Source organism: Variovorax sp. 3319, from assembly GCF_031456585.1.
Lineage (GTDB): Bacteria > Pseudomonadota > Gammaproteobacteria > Burkholderiales > Burkholderiaceae_C > Variovorax > Variovorax paradoxus_P.
In genome coordinates this window covers 347,104-363,076 of record NZ_JAVDUZ010000006.1, presented here as the reverse complement: position 1 = coordinate 363,076, position 15,973 = coordinate 347,104, and the positions used below count along the sequence as shown (strand labels likewise).

Annotated in this window: 18 protein-coding genes; 6 read left to right on the top strand and 12 right to left on the bottom strand. The window is 65.9% G+C overall.

Features of this window, described 5'->3' with window-relative positions:
• Window positions 1–81: 81 nt before the first annotated feature.
• Window positions 82–225 (top strand): DUF2474 domain-containing protein, encoded by a 144-nt coding sequence (locus tag J2X67_RS15050; RefSeq protein ID WP_309954081.1) that lies wholly within the window; start codon window positions 82–84, stop codon window positions 223–225.
• A gap of 33 nt (window positions 226–258) precedes the next feature.
• Here J2X67_RS15050 and J2X67_RS15045 read toward each other — a convergent pair whose 3' ends face one another.
• The gene (locus tag J2X67_RS15045) at window positions 259–666 is read right to left on the bottom strand and encodes a DUF2000 family protein (RefSeq protein ID WP_309954098.1); all 408 of its coding nucleotides are present in this window, start codon (window positions 664–666) and stop codon (window positions 259–261) included.
• 47 nt (window positions 667–713) lie between these two features.
• Entirely contained in the window at window positions 714–1,583 is an 870-nt protein-coding gene (locus tag J2X67_RS15040; protein ID WP_309954080.1) for an AraC family transcriptional regulator, read from the bottom strand.
• 88 nt (window positions 1,584–1,671) lie between these two features.
• Here J2X67_RS15040 and J2X67_RS15035 point away from each other — a divergent pair, with 88 nt between their 5' ends.
• Window positions 1,672–2,697 (top strand): phosphotransferase, encoded by a 1,026-nt coding sequence (locus J2X67_RS15035; RefSeq protein WP_309954079.1) that lies wholly within the window; start codon window positions 1,672–1,674, stop codon window positions 2,695–2,697.
• 12 nt (window positions 2,698–2,709) lie between these two features.
• On the opposite strand, the gene J2X67_RS15030 is transcribed toward J2X67_RS15035, so the two are convergent.
• The 3 genes from J2X67_RS15030 to J2X67_RS15020 form a co-directional block, all read right to left on the bottom strand.
• Complete coding sequence (locus tag J2X67_RS15030) at window positions 2,710–4,710, bottom strand: ATP-binding protein (protein ID WP_309954078.1); 2,001 nt, start codon at window positions 4,708–4,710, stop codon at window positions 2,710–2,712.
• A gap of 72 nt (window positions 4,711–4,782) precedes the next feature.
• A complete protein-coding gene (locus tag J2X67_RS15025; RefSeq protein WP_309954077.1) occupies window positions 4,783–5,442 on the bottom strand; it encodes a carboxymuconolactone decarboxylase family protein in 660 nt (219 codons plus the stop codon).
• 91 nt (window positions 5,443–5,533) lie between these two features.
• Window positions 5,534–6,025 carry a cupin domain-containing protein gene (locus J2X67_RS15020; RefSeq protein WP_309954076.1) on the bottom strand — a complete coding sequence of 164 codons (492 nt, stop codon included), beginning with the start codon at window positions 6,023–6,025 and terminating at the stop codon, window positions 5,534–5,536.
• A 138-nt stretch (window positions 6,026–6,163) separates the two neighbouring features.
• Between J2X67_RS15020 and J2X67_RS15015 the strand changes: the two genes are divergently transcribed.
• On the top strand, window positions 6,164–7,075 hold the full coding sequence (locus J2X67_RS15015) for a LysR family transcriptional regulator (RefSeq protein WP_309954075.1): 912 nt from the start codon (window positions 6,164–6,166) through the stop codon (window positions 7,073–7,075).
• Here J2X67_RS15015 and J2X67_RS15010 read toward each other — a convergent pair.
• The 3 genes from J2X67_RS15010 to J2X67_RS15000 all read right to left on the bottom strand — a co-directional run bounded on the left by J2X67_RS15010 (window position 7,072) and on the right by J2X67_RS15000 (window position 9,838).
• Complete coding sequence (locus tag J2X67_RS15010; protein WP_309954074.1) at window positions 7,072–7,557, bottom strand: cyclophilin-like fold protein; 486 nt, start codon at window positions 7,555–7,557, stop codon at window positions 7,072–7,074. The two genes, J2X67_RS15015 and J2X67_RS15010, sit on opposite strands and share 4 nt — an antisense overlap.
• A 26-nt stretch (window positions 7,558–7,583) precedes the next feature.
• Window positions 7,584–8,714: an MFS transporter gene (locus J2X67_RS15005; RefSeq protein WP_309954097.1), complete on the bottom strand. Its 1,131-nt coding sequence runs from the start codon at window positions 8,712–8,714 to the stop codon at window positions 7,584–7,586.
• Between the two features lie 92 nt (window positions 8,715–8,806).
• Complete coding sequence (locus J2X67_RS15000; protein ID WP_309954096.1) at window positions 8,807–9,838, bottom strand: alpha/beta hydrolase; 1,032 nt, start codon at window positions 9,836–9,838, stop codon at window positions 8,807–8,809.
• Between the two features lie 276 nt (window positions 9,839–10,114).
• Between J2X67_RS15000 and J2X67_RS14995 the strand changes: the two genes are divergently transcribed.
• Entirely contained in the window at window positions 10,115–11,095 is a 981-nt protein-coding gene (locus J2X67_RS14995; RefSeq protein ID WP_309954073.1) for a LysR family transcriptional regulator, read from the top strand.
• Window positions 11,092–11,592, top strand: coding sequence for a GFA family protein (locus J2X67_RS14990; RefSeq protein ID WP_309954072.1), 501 nt, complete (start codon window positions 11,092–11,094; stop codon window positions 11,590–11,592). The genes J2X67_RS14995 and J2X67_RS14990 overlap by 4 nt, the downstream gene beginning before the upstream one ends.
• 76 nt (window positions 11,593–11,668) lie before the next feature.
• Here the strand turns inward: J2X67_RS14990 and J2X67_RS14985 are convergent, their stop codons facing one another.
• Genes J2X67_RS14985 through J2X67_RS14970 form a run of 4 tightly spaced genes read right to left on the bottom strand, consistent with a single transcriptional unit; the run spans window position 11,669 to window position 14,929 of the window.
• Window positions 11,669–12,085 carry a RidA family protein gene (locus J2X67_RS14985; RefSeq protein WP_309954071.1) on the bottom strand — a complete coding sequence of 139 codons (417 nt, stop codon included), beginning with the start codon at window positions 12,083–12,085 and terminating at the stop codon, window positions 11,669–11,671.
• Window positions 12,075–13,223, bottom strand: a complete 1,149-nt coding sequence (locus J2X67_RS14980) for a DSD1 family PLP-dependent enzyme (protein WP_309954070.1) — start codon at window positions 13,221–13,223, stop codon at window positions 12,075–12,077. The genes J2X67_RS14985 and J2X67_RS14980 overlap by 11 nt, the downstream gene beginning before the upstream one ends.
• Window positions 13,224–13,237: 14 nt before the next feature.
• On the bottom strand, window positions 13,238–14,224 hold the full coding sequence (locus J2X67_RS14975; RefSeq protein WP_309954069.1) for a tripartite tricarboxylate transporter substrate-binding protein: 987 nt from the start codon (window positions 14,222–14,224) through the stop codon (window positions 13,238–13,240).
• Window positions 14,225–14,251: 27 nt separating this feature from the next.
• On the bottom strand, window positions 14,252–14,929 hold the full coding sequence (locus tag J2X67_RS14970; RefSeq protein WP_309954068.1) for an HAD-IA family hydrolase: 678 nt from the start codon (window positions 14,927–14,929) through the stop codon (window positions 14,252–14,254).
• Between the two features lie 72 nt (window positions 14,930–15,001).
• Here J2X67_RS14970 and J2X67_RS14965 point away from each other — a divergent pair, with 72 nt between their 5' ends.
• A complete protein-coding gene (locus tag J2X67_RS14965; protein WP_309954067.1) occupies window positions 15,002–15,928 on the top strand; it encodes a LysR family transcriptional regulator in 927 nt (308 codons plus the stop codon).
• The last annotated feature ends 45 nt before the right edge of the window (window positions 15,929–15,973 follow it).

The window sequence follows — 15,973 nt, the reverse complement described above, 5'->3', positions numbered from 1 at the left end:
GGGCGCTGCTGATCATTCCGGTGATCCTGATGTACACGGCATGGAGCTACTGGGTGTTCCGCGGCAAGGTGAGGCATGGGGATGGGTACCACTGAGCACCGCAGCCCCAAGTGGTTGCGCCGCCTGGCTTGGCTCGGGGGCATATGGCTGGCGAGCGTGGCTTCGCTCTACCTGCTCGCCCTTCTGCTTCGCTTCTTCATGAACGCGGCCGGCCTCGGCCGCTGAGCCCGCGCAGTAGCTCGGTGCCCTGCGGCAGTGCTATGCGTGAAGCACTGCGCCCTTGAGCGCCTTATCCACATCTTTTTTCGGCCCCCGCAGTGCCAGGCCCACCAGATCGGGCGCTTCGGCGGGTTCGGCCAGAAAGGCCGCACGATTCGCCGCGTCGTGCCCCGTCTCGAACATGGCCCTGACGTAGGGCGCGCGCGCAAGGCCTCTCTTGAGCGACTGCTCGTAGGCGCGACGCAGTGTTTCGCCAGAGGCCGCAAAGATGAGGATCGGTTGTGCAAGCAGCCGCGCATGGGACCGGCCTGCGGCATCGACATAGGGCTCTCCGATGGCATCGGGTGCCCCGGTGGCAATGCCGGTTGCCACAAACGCTGTCACGTTGAGCTTTTGCCACACCGCAAGATCCTCCAGCACGAGAATCGCGACCTTCGTATCGAACACCATCTGCCAGTCCTTGTTTTGCTTCGGTTGCAAGGACTGTCGCAAGATCAGAGCGCCTCGTCTGGAACGTTCGTGCGAACACTTGTGCGAATGTTGGTGCAGCAGGCGCGATACGCGGCCGGCGTAAGGCCGTAGGCGCGGCGAAACCACCGGCCGAAATGGCTCTGGTCTGCAAACCCGCAGTCGGCGGCAACCAGTGCGGGCGCTTGCCCGCCCCGAAGGCGCCGCCGAGCTTCGGTAAGGCGAAGCTGCACCAGGTACGCATGGGGTGACGTGCCGTACGCGGCGCGAAATGCGCGTGCGAGTGTGAAGCGATCAGCCGCGCCAGCCGAGCGTGCCAGGACATCGGCGCCCGGGTCTTCGGCCATGGCCGAATGCAAGAGATCTCGCGCGCGGCGCGCGATCAGGTTGGTGGGAGCGGCCTTCGGCTCGGCCTCTCGAACGAATTGGCCCAGATGCGGGCGAAGCGCCGATACCACCGCATCGAGCGCTGCATCGCGTGCCAGCCGCTCACGCGGACGGCCCAGCAAGTCGCACGCATGGCGAATCGCCGCCCCAAGCCGCGGGTCGTCGCCCAGCGTCGACCGAAAGCCGATACCGTCGTCTCGAACCCCGCCAAGGCCCGCCTGGAGCCATTCCGCGGGCAGGTAGAGCATCGAGTAGCTGAACCCGGCCTCACCACCGGCGCGCCCGTCGTGGAGTTCGCCTGGCTCGATAAGAATGACGCGCCCGGCCGTGCTCATGCGCCGCGCGCCTCGGCAAAAGAAATCCTGAAAGCCGCTGTCGGTAACACCCACGAGCCATTCGTCGTGGCGATGAGGGTCGTACGCATGGCCGACGAAACGCGCCCGCACCGCCTCGACGCCGCTCTGGCTGTCGCGGACGAGGCTTACGCGGTCGGAGCGGTGGTCGTTCATTCTGCAAACGGGAATGCAGGGTAAATTCTGCCCCATCAAGACGAGCGCGGCTGCATTGGCGAGGCTCCCCCTGGATGAACGATCCGCCATGACCGACAGCAAGAAAAACGACCCCGATCTCGTCTCCACCCACACCACCGCCGCCACGCATTCCGTTGCGCGCTGGGTGGCGCGGCACCATGGCTTCGAGGTGCAGCAGTGCCACCTGATCCGCCGCGGCCTGAACGACAACTACGCACTGCGGTCGGCCGACGGAACCCGGTATGTGGCTCGCCTGTACTCGATTCGCCCGCGAGGCGGCTTCAACGTCGACTTCGAAGTCGCGCTGCTGGCGCACCTGGCAGCCAAGGGCGTGGCGGTGGCGGCGCCGGTGGTGGCGGCAGACGGACGCGCGCACATACAGCTGCAATTTCCTGAAGGGCTGCGCGCATTGGCACTGTTTCACCATGCAGAGGGCACGACGCCCGACACGCTGGACGAATACGAACTGACCGGCCGCACGCTGGCGAACATCCACGAAGCCGCACGCGACTACGCCGGCCCGCCAAGCCGCTACACGCTCGATGGCCACCATCTTGCCGGCAGAACCCTCGGCTACCTGGAATCGCACCCTGAGGTGGACGCGGCGTTGTTCGACACGTACCGCCGCCTGGTGCACGAGCTTGTCGACGAACTTGCCGCGGCCGAACAAGGGCTGACGCGGGTGGTCTGCCACGGCGATACGCACGGCTTCAACAACCATGTGAACACGGACGAGTCCGGCGCCAGGAGAGCGGTGTTCTTCGACTTCGACGATGCAGGCCCGGGCTTCCTGGCATACGACCTGAGCGTGCTGCCCTGGTCGTACATGTTCCGCAAGAACTTGAAGGAGCCCGACGATGCGCTGCGCGAGCGCTGGATGCACTACCTGCGCGGCTACCGCGCCGGCGGCGGCGAAGTGAGCGAGCGCGATGCGGCAGCGCTGCCGCTTTTCGTGCAGCTCAGGCACCTGTGGAACCTTGGCGAGGCGGCCGGACGGCTGCATCACTGGGGAACGAATTCGGTGCCGTTGGATTGGCTGCGAAAGCAGCTGGAAGTGTTCGAGGCGTGGAAAAGGCTCGACCTGCGCACCTGACGGCCCCGGGCCTCAGGAGAGACTCAAGCCCTTTTCGGCGCCGGCCGCCTGTTCGAGCGGCAACCAGAGCGTGAAGCGGGTTCCGGCGCTGCCGGACTCCCAGTTGACAGTGCCGCCGATGGCCATTGCGCGCCGCTGCTGGTTGCGCAGTCCGCGGCCTCTTCGATGCAAGGCCTCTTCCACGGCAAAGCCTTCGCCGTTGTCTTCGATCATCACGCATACGCCCTGCCCGTCCGTTGCGGTGCTGAAGCGGATGGTGGTGGCCCGGGTGTGGCGCAGCACGTTGGCCACGCACTCTTGCATGATGCGCAAGATGTGCAGTGCGCTGCCCGGGTTCAGCCAGGACAATGAAGGCACCGACTGCACTTCCCAGCGCAGCGCAAGGCCGGCGCTCTCGATGCGCGGCGCCAGCCTGAAGCGCAAGGTGGCCAGCAACAGCAGCAGATCGGCATCCACGCTCTCCATCGAATCGATGGCGAGCTTCAGGTCGTCCATGCAGCCCTTGAGCACCCCGGAGATCTCGCTGCCCGTCATGGCGCCTTGCTCCACCGACCGGATGGCGCTGATCAACGAAGACCCCAGCCCGTCGTGCATGTCTTGCATGAGGCGCCGGCGCTCGGCGCCAAGCATTGCCTCGTTCTCGATCACGCGCAGCCGCTGGTAGCTTTGCTCCAGCTCGGCTTCGCGCGCCTGCAGGCGCTGCGCCAGGCCCTTGTTCAAGCGGGCCACTTCGGCGAACGCGCCCGTGTACCGCTTGAACATGATGTACGAAAAGATGAAGAACAGGCTGATGATGGCGTAGGGAGAGGTGTACACGCTCTCCGGGCTGACCAGGTTGTTTTGCAGCAGCCCGTCATACGAGGTGAATGCGACGGCCGCCACCGCCCAGCACGCCACCAGCCGCCCCTCGGGCATCTTGGCGCGCAGTGCCTTGCGCAGGTTTACTGCAAAGAGCAATACCGCAACGGGCAACACCGCCAGGTTGAGCAAGGGCGTGAGCAAATAAAGACTTGGCACTGCCGCAGACATATGCGGCAGCGTGGCAATGCTGCACGCCAGCGCCAGTGCCACCGACAAGCGGGTCAGCCAGACGGAAGGCTGCTGATGCAGGCGCTGCAAGAACAAGTGGATGACGATGATCAGCCAGAGCAGCGAAACAACGGTGATCCATTCGAACCATTCGTCCGAAACCGGCAAGTAGTCGCCGCTTACAAAGTAGTGAAGCGTGCGCAAGTAGGCGAGCGCCGAAATGGCAAAGAACAGCAGGTAGAGCAATTCGCGCCTCCTGCCCAGCCACACCGCAAACGCGAATGCGCCGACTGCAAGGAATGCGGCACTGCCCATGAAGGGCAGCTGCACTTGCAGCAACTGGCGAACCTGGTAGCGCCAGCCCAGCGAATCCTCATCGCCCACCCATACCGTCGAGAAGCCGCTGCCGCTGCTTCGCAGGCGATCGACGCGAATCAGCACCAGCGCGGGCGAAGGCGTATTGGCCGCGGCATCCAGCGGCACAAGCAGCGGGCGGTTGTAGCCGTTGTGCACGGCGCTGCCTTGCGATTGGTAGAGCAGCACGCCGTCGCCGTACACGGCAATGCGGCCCAGGGTCTTCCAACGCGGAAGGTACAAAAGGCGCGGCTGCGCCTCCGATGACGCCAGGCCGGCCAGGTCGATGCGATACCAATCGGTGATGGTGTTCACGCCGCCCGAGGACGTGGGAACCAGTTCGCGCTCGGCCGTATGCGGCAGGCTGACCTCCTGCCATCCGTCAGTCGGAAGCCCTGCGTCCTCGATGCGTCGCGGCGGAGCTGAATAACCTGTCCCGGGGATGGACAGCAACTCGGCCCGGGTGATGTGTACGGCGCCATCGGGCTGGGGGGCTGCTGCATTCGCAACTGCGGGCTGCATGGCGTTTGCACAATGCAAGGTAGCCAGCGGCAAGGCAAGCCACAGCGCGGCGGCCAACCAGACCATCTGCTGACGGTTCTTGCGGTTGGGGGTGGAGTCGCGCTGCATCGGCCGAGTCTATGCGGCCGGCGGGGGCATCGTGTTTTGGGGCGCCAGGGCATGGATAGCAGCGGCGGGTTCTTACCGTCGATGTCTCGATGCACGATCCAGCGCTTCGCGAGCCCTGCGGGCTGCACCCGCATCTACGCGGTCTGCAAGGACCTGCGTCAGCTGGTTCAACTGGCTCGCGGTGATGCCCACGTTCATGCTGATGCCCATGTGGGATTGGAGCTGGGACTCAGCGCCCGGAAGCGCAGACAGCATCCCGACGGTCGCCAGCTCGCGGCTTGGCCAATCGAGGTTGTCCCGCTCGAACACATCGCCGAAGAGGTGCGTCTTCAGATACTCGTCGATGGCCGGCGCGAAATCGAACAATGCACCCTTGACCGGCTGCCCGGCGAGCTTCGTCTGGTTTGCCGTCCCGGCTGCGAGCAGTGCGTCGCCTTTCGGGATGGGGCGCGAGGGCAACTGCCCCTGCTTGTCCTGGACACCACGCTGCTTGCGGGCCTCCACGACCTTCATCAGTTCGCCCAGCGCATTCAGGCTGCGCGGGAACCCGGCATAGGCGTACACCTGCACCAGGATTTCTTTCGAGTCGTTGATCGTCAGGCCGGCATCGAGTCCCTGCTCGAGCGCGGTGTTCAGACGGACGACGTCGCCGGCCGCTGCGAACGCCGCAACAGGGATGATGGATTGCTGGCGCAGCGAAAGCGTCTCTGATGCAGTGAGGTTGGCGTTCATGTTCGTAGACTCCTGGGATCCTGTGTCGGCGTGGCACGGCGCAACCGCGAGGCACATGGCCAAGACCAACGCGCCCGTCTTGCTGCAATGTCTAGCGCTGGTTGTATTGCTCATCCGAAACCTTCTCCATCCATTCGACATTCTTTCCACCCACGGTGCCGGTGACGGCCAGGTGGACCAGTGCCGTGAAGGGCGCGGCGCCGTGCCAGTGCTTCACGCCCGGAGGGCACCAGACGACATCACCGGGCCGGATTTCCTGCACGGGCTGGCCCCACTCCTGGGTCAAGCCGACACCCGACTGGACCACCAAGCGCTGTCCGGCCGGGTGCGTGTGCCAGGCGGAGCGCGCGCCGGGCTCGAAGGTCACCAGGCCGCCGGAGGCATTGAGGGTTTCGGTGGCGGGCCAGACCGGGTCGACACGAACGCGGCCGGTGAAATATTCAGCAGGACCAACTGCAGAGGGTTGGCTGCCGGCTTTGGCAATCTGCTGGGCCGCTGCCGGCGCCGGCGCAGGTTCGGCGCCTGCACCGATGGAGTTCAGGGCCGCAAGATAGAGCGCGGCCTTCAAGGGTCGAATGCACATGGTGGGATCAGCTCCTGGTCGTCGATGGAAGGAAATGCGCCGCCGCTGTGCGGCGACAGGGATGCATGAACTCTATGGACACCACGCCTGGTTGAGAAGACAGCAAAATCGGGATGCTTATGTGAACCGGGCTCACCAATGGCAAAAGAAAACCTGAATGACCTGCAAGCGTTCGTCGTGGTCGCCCGCGAACGCAGCTTCACCCGTGCCGCCGCCCAGATGGGCGTATCGCGCTCGGCGCTCAGCCACTCCATGCTCGCGCTGGAAGGCCGCCTGGGCGTGCGCCTGCTCACCCGCACGACGCGCAGCGTCTCAGTCACTGACGCGGGCGCCCGGCTCCTCAAGACGCTGGGCCCCCGGTTGCAGGACATCGAGCGGGAGCTCGAATCCCTCACCGCAATGCGCGACAAGCCGGCCGGCACGGTTCGCATCACCACGCATGACCATGCGATTGCCACGGTGCTGTGGCCCAGGCTCGTGCCCCTGCTCAAGCAGTATCCGGACGTCGAGGTGGAGTTCAGCGTCGACTACGGCTTCACCGACATCGCAGCCGAAAGGTTCGATGCCGGTGTGCGAGTAGGCAACCGCGTCGACAAGGACATGGTGGCAGTTCCGATTGCGCCGGCATTGCGGATGGCGGTCGCAGCCTCTCCGGAATACCTCGCGGGCAAACCCGTGCCGATGAAACCCGCGGACCTGACGGAACATCGCTGCGTGAATTTGCGGCTCCCCACCCACGGCGGCCTGTACGCGTGGGATTTCGAGAAAGGAAGGAAGCAACTCAGCGTGCGGGTGCAAGGCCAGACGGTGTTCAACAACACCTTCCTGATGCTGCGCGCGGCACTGGACGGAATGGGCTTCGCCTACGTGCCCTTCGACGTCATGGAACAGCACATCGACGAGGGGCGGCTGGTTCCGGTTCTGCAGGACTGGTGGCCGACCTTCCCGGGTTATCACCTCTACTACGCCAATCGCCGGCAGCTATCCCCAGCGCTGGCATTGGTCATCGAAGCGTTGAGATATCGGATGCCGGCGCCCAAGCGCGCCTAGTTCTTCGAGAACCCGATGCGCACGCTGCCGCTGCCCAACGCCTGGGCCAGCGCAGCGGGGTCGTCCACGCGGCCCAGACGGGTGTACGAATAGGACGAGTCGAAGGTCTTGTAGAAGACAACAAGGGTTCGCGACCCGTACAGCATCAGATCGCCATTGCGGATCGTGCCGGGACGAATCGCACTCGTCGGCAGCGCTTTAGGCAGCTCCGCGTGTTTCTCGTTGCTGTTGAGGTCCGGCATGTCGATCGAGAGCGGCAGCATCGCGGCGAACTCGCGGGCTGCCTCGGTATCGGCCGGGGTGATGGCGAAGCGGCGTGTACCAACGGTCATCCACATGCGTGATTCCTCCGGTTGAACAGCAGCCGCCGGCGCAACCGCAGCGGGATTGCCTGAAGCTCCAGGCTGGGCAGCGTTGCATGCCCCGAGCACGAGCAGGCCGCACAGCAGGCCAAGCCCACGCAAAGAGATGTTAATGGCCATGGGCTTCTCCTGGTGCGATGCGCGGCTCATGCCGCTTGCCGCGCTTGAGAACGCGAGGTCAGAAAGGCAAGCACCGCCCCGAGCAACAGCACGGCGGAACTCGCCATGAAGGTGCTCCGGTAGCCCATCGAGTCGAACAGCATGCCGCCCACCGTCGAACCCAGTGCGATGGCCAACTGGATTACCGCGACCATCAAACCGCCGCCAGCCTCGGCGTTGTGCGGCATGGCTTCGGCGACCCAGCTCCACCAGCCGACCGGGGCGGCAGTCGCCATAAGGCCCCACAGGCCCAGCAGCGCCGCGCTGGCTGAGACAGAAGCGCCCAAGGGAACGAGCGCCACGGCGATCACAGCCATCAGGATCGGAATGCCGATCAGCGGCCGGTACAGGCCGCGCTTGAGGACGGGGCCAATCAGCGCCGTGCCGGCAAACCCTGCGACGCCGATCACGAGCAGGATGAGCGACAGCGTGGAGACGCCCACCCCTACCACCGTTTCGAGGAATGGCCGCACGTAGGTGAACAATGCGAACTGCCCCATGAAGAAGGCGCCGCATGCAGCCATGCCCAAGGCCACGGGGCGGCTCTTCAGCACCTTGAACACATTGCCCGAACCCGGCACGCGCCGTCGGGCGCTCATCGCCGGCAGGCTGATCCACTGCCAGAGCCAAGCGATCATCGCCACGGGGACCAGGCAGAAGAAGGCACCGCGCCATCCAATGACCGAACCGAGGTAGCTGCCCAGCGGCGCGGCGATCACCGTCGCCAGCGCATTGCCACCGTTGAAGATTGCCAGAGCGCGCGGTACCTCCCGAGGCGGTACGAGCCGCATTGCCGTTGCGGCCGACATGGACCAGAAGCCTCCGATGACCACGCCGACGAGCGCACGGCCGGCCATGTAGATCGGATAGCTCGGCGCCCAAGCGACCACGGCACCTGAGACGGCCATCAGCGCGGTCAATCCCAGCAGCAAGGTCTTGCGGTCCATGCCGCCGGCGAGCGCCGAGATAGAGAGGCTGGTCAGCACTGCGAACGCGCCCGAAATCGCGATGCCCTGCCCGGCCATACCCTGGGTGACGTGGAGATCGGCCGCGATCGGCGTCAGCAGGCTCACGGGCATGAATTCCGAGGCGATCAGCGCGAACACGCACAGCGACATTGCGAACACGCCGCTCCAATGGGCGGCCGCCGGCGGCACGCCCGCCGCCCCGCTGGAACTTTGCCGGTCCACGGCCCCGGGCAGCTGTGCCGTCACAAAGCCACCGTCTGCGCCAGGTGCCTGCCGAAGAACGAGGTCAGCTTGTCCCAGGGAATGAGGTTCACGCGGTCGTAGAGATCGACGTGGCCCGCGCCTCGCACCCAGACCAGTTCCTTCGGCTCGGCGGCGCGCCGGTAGGCGTCCTCGCTGAATTCCTTGGAGTGCGCCTGGTCGCCGCTGATGAACAGCAGCGGACGCGGGGAGATCGTCTCGATGTCGTTGAACGGGTAGAAGTTCATGAACTTGACGTTGCTGGCGACCGTCGGCTTCGTGGTCCTGAGGGGAGACGCGCCGGCGGGGGTGAACTCACCGCGCGGCGTGCGGTAGAAATCGTAGAACTCGCGCTGGATCGGATGCGTCTGTGCGGTCAGCTGGAGATCGGTTCCGCCTGCGACAGCCACTTCGCCCCCTTGGAACTCCACGTAGCGCTGCTCGGCGGCCGCGGCAATGACGGCCTTGCGCTGCTCCAGTGTCATGGACTTCTGGAGGGCGTCTCGGTTGACCGCCCCCATGTCGTACATGCTCACCGTAGCAATCGCCTTCATGCGCGGATCGATCTTCGCCGCGCTGATCGCGAAGCTGCCGCTGCCGCAGATGCCGATCGCGCCAATGCGGCTGCGGTCCACGAAGGGCCGCGTTCCCAGGAAATCGACCGCGGCGCTGAACGCTTCGGCATACATCTCCGGTGACACGAGGTTGCGCGGCCCTTCGCTCTCGCCCCAGCCTGGCAAGTCGATGGCGAGCGCGACGAAGCCCTGTTCGGCCATCTTGGTCGCGTAGAGGTTCGCGCTTTGCTCTTTCACGGCCCCCATCGGATGGCTCACGACGAGCGCCGGATGGGCCTTGCTGCGGTCGAGCGCCTTGGGAACGAAGAGGTTGCCCGCGACGTTCATCTGGTATTGGTCCTTGAAGGCGACCTTCTGCAGGGTCACCTTGTCGCTTTTGTAGAAGTTGTCTGCGCCGTTGGCCATATCTGGATTCGCTTTCATGTTCGCCGCGAGAACGGCTGTGCCTGTGAATGACATGAGCCCCAGCGCTGCTGCGCCGGTCCCCGCTTTTCTCAGAAATTCGCGCCGTGCCCAGGCTTGGCTGCTCATGGTTTCCGCGGTTTGTTCCAAGTTGAATGGGTTGCTCATTGCTCGCTCGCTCTGCTTTTGTAGGTTGGCGTTACCGGCGGCCAAGGCGGCAGCCTGCGGTAACTCTTGCCCTGAATGTTGGGGCACCGACGTCGATCTGACTAGCTAATCAATTCTTAAAAGCTATATTAGATCTACTAATTAATCAGCATGGGAGACTGCCTCATGGTCAAACGCAATCTCAACGATCTCCTGTACTTCGTGACCGTGGCCCGGGAAGGCAGCTTCACGCGGGCCGCTTCGCTGCTGGGCGTCACGCAGTCGGCCCTCAGCCAAGCCATCAGCGGCCTTGAAGCACGGCTTGAGATCCGGCTGCTCACGCGCACCACGCGCAGCGTGTCGCCCACGGCCGCCGGAGAGCGGCTGCTGAATGCCATCGGCCATCGCTTCGACGAGATCGGCGCGGAACTGGATGAGCTGACGGAAATGCGCGACAAGCCGGCGGGCACGGTGCGGATCACTTGCGGCGAACATATCCTTCGGACCACGCTGCTGCCCAAGCTCACACCCTTGCTGCGCGAATACCCCGACATCAAGGTCGAGTTCGACATCAACTACGGATTCCGGGACATCGTGGCCGACCGTTTCGACGCCGGCGTGCGTCTGGGTGACACCATCGACAAAGACATGATCGCGATGCCGATCGGGCCGCAGTTGCGCATGGCGGCGGCGGCCTCCCCTGCATACTTCAAGTCGCATACGCCCCCCAAAACTCCGCACGATCTGCTCAAGCACAACTGCATCAACATGCGTATGCAAACCGCGGGAGGGCTGTGGGTGTGGGACTTCGAGCGACGAGGCAAGTCATTGAACGTGCGGGTGGATGGGCAGCTCACCTTCAACACGTCGCCCGGCATGGTGGATGCTGCCCTGGCTGGGCTGGGCATCGCATTCCTGCCCGAAGAGGAGTTCGCACCGCACCTCGAAGAAGGCCGGCTGGTGCGTGTGCTGGAGGACTGGTGTCCTCCATTCCCAGGCTACTACCTGTACTACCCAAGTCGTCGGCAGCCATCACACGCGTTTTCACTGGTCGTCGATGCATTGCGTGTATCGCCTCCGGCTGGACCCAAACAGCGGGCGATGTTGCCCCGACACAAGAGCGAACCAAGTGTGACTGCCAATCCAGCCATATCATGGCTCCCATGACATATCCCATCGAGGGCGGATGCGGTTGCTCCTATATCCGCTATCGCCTGGCTAAAGCACCGATGATCGTGCATTGCTGTCACTGCCGCTGGTGCCAACGCGAGTCTGGTGCCGCTTTCGCACTCAACGCAATGTATGAGGCCGACGAGGTCGTGAACCTTGCAGGGGACGCCGACGTGGTGAACACGCCCTCCGCAAGCGGTTCTGGACAGCAGATCGCCCGGTGCCCAAAGTGCCGTGTTGCGATCTGGAGCCACTACGCAGGTTCCGGTCCGGTAACGAAGTTTGTTCGCGTTGGAACGCTCGACAATCCCGATTTGATGGCGCCAGATGTTCATATATTCACCGGCACGAAGCAGCCGTGGGTCATCATTCCGTCGAACGTGCCAGCCTTCGCGGAGTTCTACGAGCGCGAAGCAGTCTGGTCCGCCGACGCATTGGCGCGACGCCTGCAGCTCATGCCGCGGATCGAGGCCTACCAGGCGGCGCTGAGATGAACCGCCGCCGGCGCCAGAGGACCGCTCTTGGCCGACCGTAGCCGGTCGCGACACCCCTGAGCGGTCAATCGCCCGATCACGCAAGCGCCATCGCCTCCACCTCGACCTTGAACCCGAAGTGCAACGGCCCGGTCGGCACGATGGCCCTGGCCGGGCGCGATGGTCCGGCCCACTGCGCATAGATCCGGTCGAACGCCGGCCAGTTGGCGATGTCGTCGAGGTAGACCCTCACCTGCAGCAGCTTGTCGATGCCTGAGCCCGCGGCCAGCAAGGCGGCCTGCACGTTCGCCAGCGCCTGCGCCACCTGGGCTTCGAACGCCGCATCGGCCAGGCGCTCGCCCTCTGGCGTGATCGGCAGTTGCCCGGCGATGAAGACCAGGCCGCCGCCCACCGCGGCATGGCTGTAGTGGCCGCCCGGCCTGGCCAGAGCGGGCGCTGCGACATGGACCGGGCCCGACATGTTGCGTGGTTCAGCGCCGTTCTCACCAACCATGGAAGCGCTCCCAGGTTTGCACCGTGCCATCCGCGGCCAGCGCCTGGTAGGCGGGAAACTGCGCGCCGGTGGCGCAGGCATGGTTGGGCAGTATCCGCAGCCGGGTTCCGGCCGGGAAGCGCGCCACGATGTCCGGGTCCGCGGCGCCTTCGCGCGAGAGGATGCCGTGCTCCTGGTTGGCGGCCGACAGCAGGTAGCCCTCGATCGGCGTCCCGTCCACGGTGCACACCTGGCCATAGCCGTAGTCGCGCTGCTGCTTGCCCGTGCCCCGGTCGCGGCTCATGGCCATCCAGCCGGCATCGACGATGGCCCAGCCCTTGTCGGCCTGGTGCCCGATGACGGTGGTGAGCACGCTCAGCGCGATGTCGTCAACGCTGCAGACGCCCACATTGCGCATCACCAGGTCGAAGAAGACATAGACCCCGGCGCGCAGTTCGGTCACGCCCTCTAGCGAGGCGGCTTCCAGCGCCGTGGGGGTGGAGCCTACCGACACGATGGGGCACGGCAGGCCCGCAGCGCGCAGGCGCTGTGCAGCCTGTACGCAGCCGGCGCGTTCCTGCTCGGCCAGGGCGGCCAGGGCCTGGGGCGTGTGCAGTTCGTAGCTGGAGCCCGCATGCGTGAGCACGCCGGCCAGGCGCATGCCGCCCTCATGCAGCGCACGGCCGACCTCGAGCAGCAGGTCCTCGCCCGGCTTGATGCCGGAGCGGTGGCCGTCGGTGTCGATTTCGATAAGCACCTCGAAGGCGTGGCCGTGCGTACGGCCGTATTCGGCGATGGCCCGCGCACCCTCGACGCTGTCGGTCAGGATCTGCAGCGCGCAGCCGCGCTGGCGCAGGTCCAGCGCATGCGCGAGCCGGTGCGGCGCCATGCCGACGGCATAGAGGATGTCGGTCACGCCGCGGGCGAAGAACTGGTCGGCCTCCTTCAGCGTCGATACCGTGATGCCCGCCGCACCTGCGGCAAGCTGGGCCGCGACCACATCGGCGCATTTGCTGGTCTTCACGTGCGGGCGGAAGCGCACGCCCAACGCATTGGCCTGCTGCTGCATGCGGGCGATGTTCCGCTGCATGCGCTGAAGCGACACGATCGCTGCGGGGGTGTCGATCTCGGCAAGATGATTTGGGGGGTTGTTCTGCATGTTGTTCTTTCCGATCAGTCCAGGTATTGGCCCTTGGCCTTGAGGGCCGGCACGTCGTCGCGGATGCCGCGCGCGATGAGCGCGGTGACGGCCGCGGGCGTTGCATCGGCAGGTGCGGGCAAGTCGACACCCAGGCCTTCCATCTGCTTGCGAAGCGCCGGATCGGCCACTGCCTGCTGCAGCGCGCCGGTCAGCTTGGCAAGCACGGGCTGCGGGGTGCCGCGGGGGGCGAAGAAGGCATTCCAGGAACGCACGTCCAGGGCATGGCCGGCCTCCGCCGCAGTGGCTGCACGCGGCAGCTGCGCGAGGCGCGCACCCGACAGTGCCGCAATGGCCTTGATGCGCCCACCGGCGATCTGCGGCAGCGCAGTGGTGGTCTGGTCGCACATGAAGTCGGTCTGCCCGCCCATCAGGTCGTTGATTGCCGGCGCAACGCCCTTGTAGGGCACGTGAGTGGCGTTCTGGCCAAGGGAAGACAGCAACAGCACGCAGCCATAGTGCGAAATGGATCCCACGCCCGCGCTGCCGTAGGAGGCCTTGTCCTTGTGCTTCGCCAGCCAGGCGCTGAACTCGCGCAGATCGTTTGCCGGCAGGTCGGCGCGCGCCAGCAGCAGCATCGGGGCCGCGCCGGCGGGCCCGATGGGCGCGAAATCGGCGACGGGGTCATAAGCCAGCTTCTTGTACAGCGCGAGGTTGGCCACGTGCGTGCCGATGCCTCCGAAGGAGATGGTGTAGCCGTCGGCGGCGGCCTTGGTCGCCTTGGTCAGGCCAATGACGCCGTTCGCGCCACCGAGGTTCTCGATGACGACAGGTTGGCCCAGCGGCGCGGCCATCTTCTGTGCAACAGCGCGGGCCAGTGCATCGCTGGGGCCGCCGGCCGGGAAGGGAACGATGAGGGTGACCGGGCGGTTCGGATACGACTGTGCGAAGGCGCCGGACACGGCCAGCAAGCCGGCACAGAGGGAAGCAAGGCTGCCGGCCAGGCGAAGGGAGCGGATCATGGGCAGGTCCTGGAGTGGTGGGTTGAATCAGGAAGCGGCCGGCCGGAAGCCGCGCAGCCATGGCAGCGCGTCATCGAGCGTGGGCGACTCGACCTCCGCCGGCGGCGCGCCGTCGGGCCGGGCGAGGCCGACGCGGTTGTGCCAATAGGTACGCAGGCCCACGCTGGCGGTGCCGAACATGTCGTAGCCTGAACCGGCAACGAAGGCTGCCTCGGCCGGCTGCACGTCCAGGCGCTCCAGGGCGAGCCGGTAGGGCCTCGGATCGGGCTTGTAGAAGCCCGCCTCCTCGGAGGTCACGACCACGTCCCAGTCGATTCCCAGGCGCTCGGCGGCACGCCGGCCCAGGCGCCGCGAGCAGTTGGTCACCACGGCCAGCTTGCAGTGAGGCTGGAGCGCCCGCAGCAGTTCGGTGGCGCCGCTCCATGCGGGCAGCTCGTCCCAATGGTCGTCCAGCGACTGGGGGGCGCTCGCGGGCAACCCCACGGTGGCGGCGGCCTGCCGCACCAGGTCTTCGTAGGCCACGTAGGCGCCGCAGCCATAGGTCAGCCGCAGGTATTCGGCGCGCCAGGTACGGCCCATCTGCTCGGAGCCCGCAGCCGCGTTCCAGACGGTCCACGAGTCGAGCAGCGCAGTGAGCAGGTCGAACAGCACGGCCCGGGGATAGCGCCCGGCCTCGGCGGCAATGGGAATGGAAGTGTTTTGCATGGCGCTCACTGTAGGTGTGCCAAGGCGCTTTCGTGCTTCACTCTTTCGTCATCAATAGTTAAGCTCTGCTGAATGATGCAGATTGAAGACCTTCGCTTGGCTGCCGCGCTGCTGCGCGAGAGTTCGCTCAGCGCGGCTGCGCGCTCGCTCGGTGTCACGCCGCCCGCGCTGTCGATGCGCTTGCGCAAGCTCGAGGCTTCGCTGGGCCTGGTGCTGGCCAACCGCACGTCGCGCAAGCTGCACCTGACCTCGGAAGGCGAACGGTTCGGGCGCGAGGCCTATGAACTCCTGCTGAAGTTCGACGGCCTGCGCGAATCCCTGCAGCGGGACGACCGGCGCCTGAGCGGAACGCTGCGGGTGGCCGCGTCCTTCGGCTATGGCCGCACGCATGTCGCGCCGTGGCTGTCCCGTTTCTCCCGCCTGCATCCGGCCCTGCGGCTGCAGCTGGACCTGCGCGAAACACCGTGGCCCGACAAGCACGATTCCGACGCGGTGGTGCACGTGGGCGCGGTGCGCGACTCGTCCTGGGTGGCCCATACGCTCGCTTCCAACGAACGCTGGCTGTGCGCGAGCCCCGGCTACCTGCGCGAGCACGGCACGCCCCGCAACCCGGCGGACCTGGCCTACCACGCCTGCATCTGCATCCGCGAGAACGACGAGGACGTGACGCTGTGGCACATGCGGCCCGCGGGCAGCGGCGCCCGCAAGAGCGAGACGCTGCGCATCAACCCGGCGTTCGTCAGCAACGACGGCAGCGTGGCGCGCCAGTGGGCCGAGGATGGCCTGGGCATCGTGCTTCGTTCCCAATGGGACGCCGCCGAAGCGCTGGCCGCCGGCCGCCTCGAGCGCGTGATGGCCGACTGGGAATTTGGCGCCGCGCCGGTGGTGGTGCTGGTGCCCACGCGCAAGGGGCGCAGCGCGCGGGTGCAGGCGCTGGTCAGCTTTCTGGTGGAGGCGGCGGGTCGATCGGACGGGCGGGGCGCCGGGTCGCAGCCGTGAATCCGCGGGCAGTGAGCGAAGCCCAGAAAGCCTGGTCGGACACGG

What these genes read in the sequence shown, in the direction of transcription:
- J2X67_RS14985 (WP_309954071.1), bottom strand. Translation starts at nt 12,085, where the DNA reads ATGGTTGGTGAGAACGGCGCTGAACCACGCAACATGTCGGGCCCGGTC.
- J2X67_RS15040 (WP_309954080.1), bottom strand. Translation starts at nt 1,583, where the DNA reads ATGAACGACCACCGCTCCGACCGCGTAAGCCTCGTCCGCGACAGCCAG.
- J2X67_RS14995 (WP_309954073.1), top strand. Translation starts at nt 10,115, where the DNA reads ATGGTCAAACGCAATCTCAACGATCTCCTGTACTTCGTGACCGTGGCC.
- J2X67_RS14965 (WP_309954067.1), top strand. Translation starts at nt 15,002, where the DNA reads ATGATGCAGATTGAAGACCTTCGCTTGGCTGCCGCGCTGCTGCGCGAG.
- J2X67_RS15035 (WP_309954079.1), top strand. Translation starts at nt 1,672, where the DNA reads ATGACCGACAGCAAGAAAAACGACCCCGATCTCGTCTCCACCCACACC.
- J2X67_RS15025 (WP_309954077.1), bottom strand. Translation starts at nt 5,442, where the DNA reads ATGAACGCCAACCTCACTGCATCAGAGACGCTTTCGCTGCGCCAGCAA.
- J2X67_RS14975 (WP_309954069.1), bottom strand. Translation starts at nt 14,224, where the DNA reads ATGATCCGCTCCCTTCGCCTGGCCGGCAGCCTTGCTTCCCTCTGTGCC.
- J2X67_RS15050 (WP_309954081.1), top strand. Translation starts at nt 82, where the DNA reads ATGGGTACCACTGAGCACCGCAGCCCCAAGTGGTTGCGCCGCCTGGCT.
- J2X67_RS15000 (WP_309954096.1), bottom strand. Translation starts at nt 9,838, where the DNA reads ATGTCATTCACAGGCACAGCCGTTCTCGCGGCGAACATGAAAGCGAAT.
- J2X67_RS15020 (WP_309954076.1), bottom strand. Translation starts at nt 6,025, where the DNA reads ATGTGCATTCGACCCTTGAAGGCCGCGCTCTATCTTGCGGCCCTGAAC.
- J2X67_RS15005 (WP_309954097.1), bottom strand. Translation starts at nt 8,714, where the DNA reads ATGTCGCTGTGCGTGTTCGCGCTGATCGCCTCGGAATTCATGCCCGTG.
- J2X67_RS14970 (WP_309954068.1), bottom strand. Translation starts at nt 14,929, where the DNA reads ATGCAAAACACTTCCATTCCCATTGCCGCCGAGGCCGGGCGCTATCCC.
- J2X67_RS14990 (WP_309954072.1), top strand. Translation starts at nt 11,092, where the DNA reads ATGACATATCCCATCGAGGGCGGATGCGGTTGCTCCTATATCCGCTAT.
- J2X67_RS14980 (WP_309954070.1), bottom strand. Translation starts at nt 13,223, where the DNA reads ATGCAGAACAACCCCCCAAATCATCTTGCCGAGATCGACACCCCCGCA.
- J2X67_RS15030 (WP_309954078.1), bottom strand. Translation starts at nt 4,710, where the DNA reads ATGCAGCGCGACTCCACCCCCAACCGCAAGAACCGTCAGCAGATGGTC.
- J2X67_RS15015 (WP_309954075.1), top strand. Translation starts at nt 6,164, where the DNA reads ATGGCAAAAGAAAACCTGAATGACCTGCAAGCGTTCGTCGTGGTCGCC.
- J2X67_RS15010 (WP_309954074.1), bottom strand. Translation starts at nt 7,557, where the DNA reads ATGGCCATTAACATCTCTTTGCGTGGGCTTGGCCTGCTGTGCGGCCTG.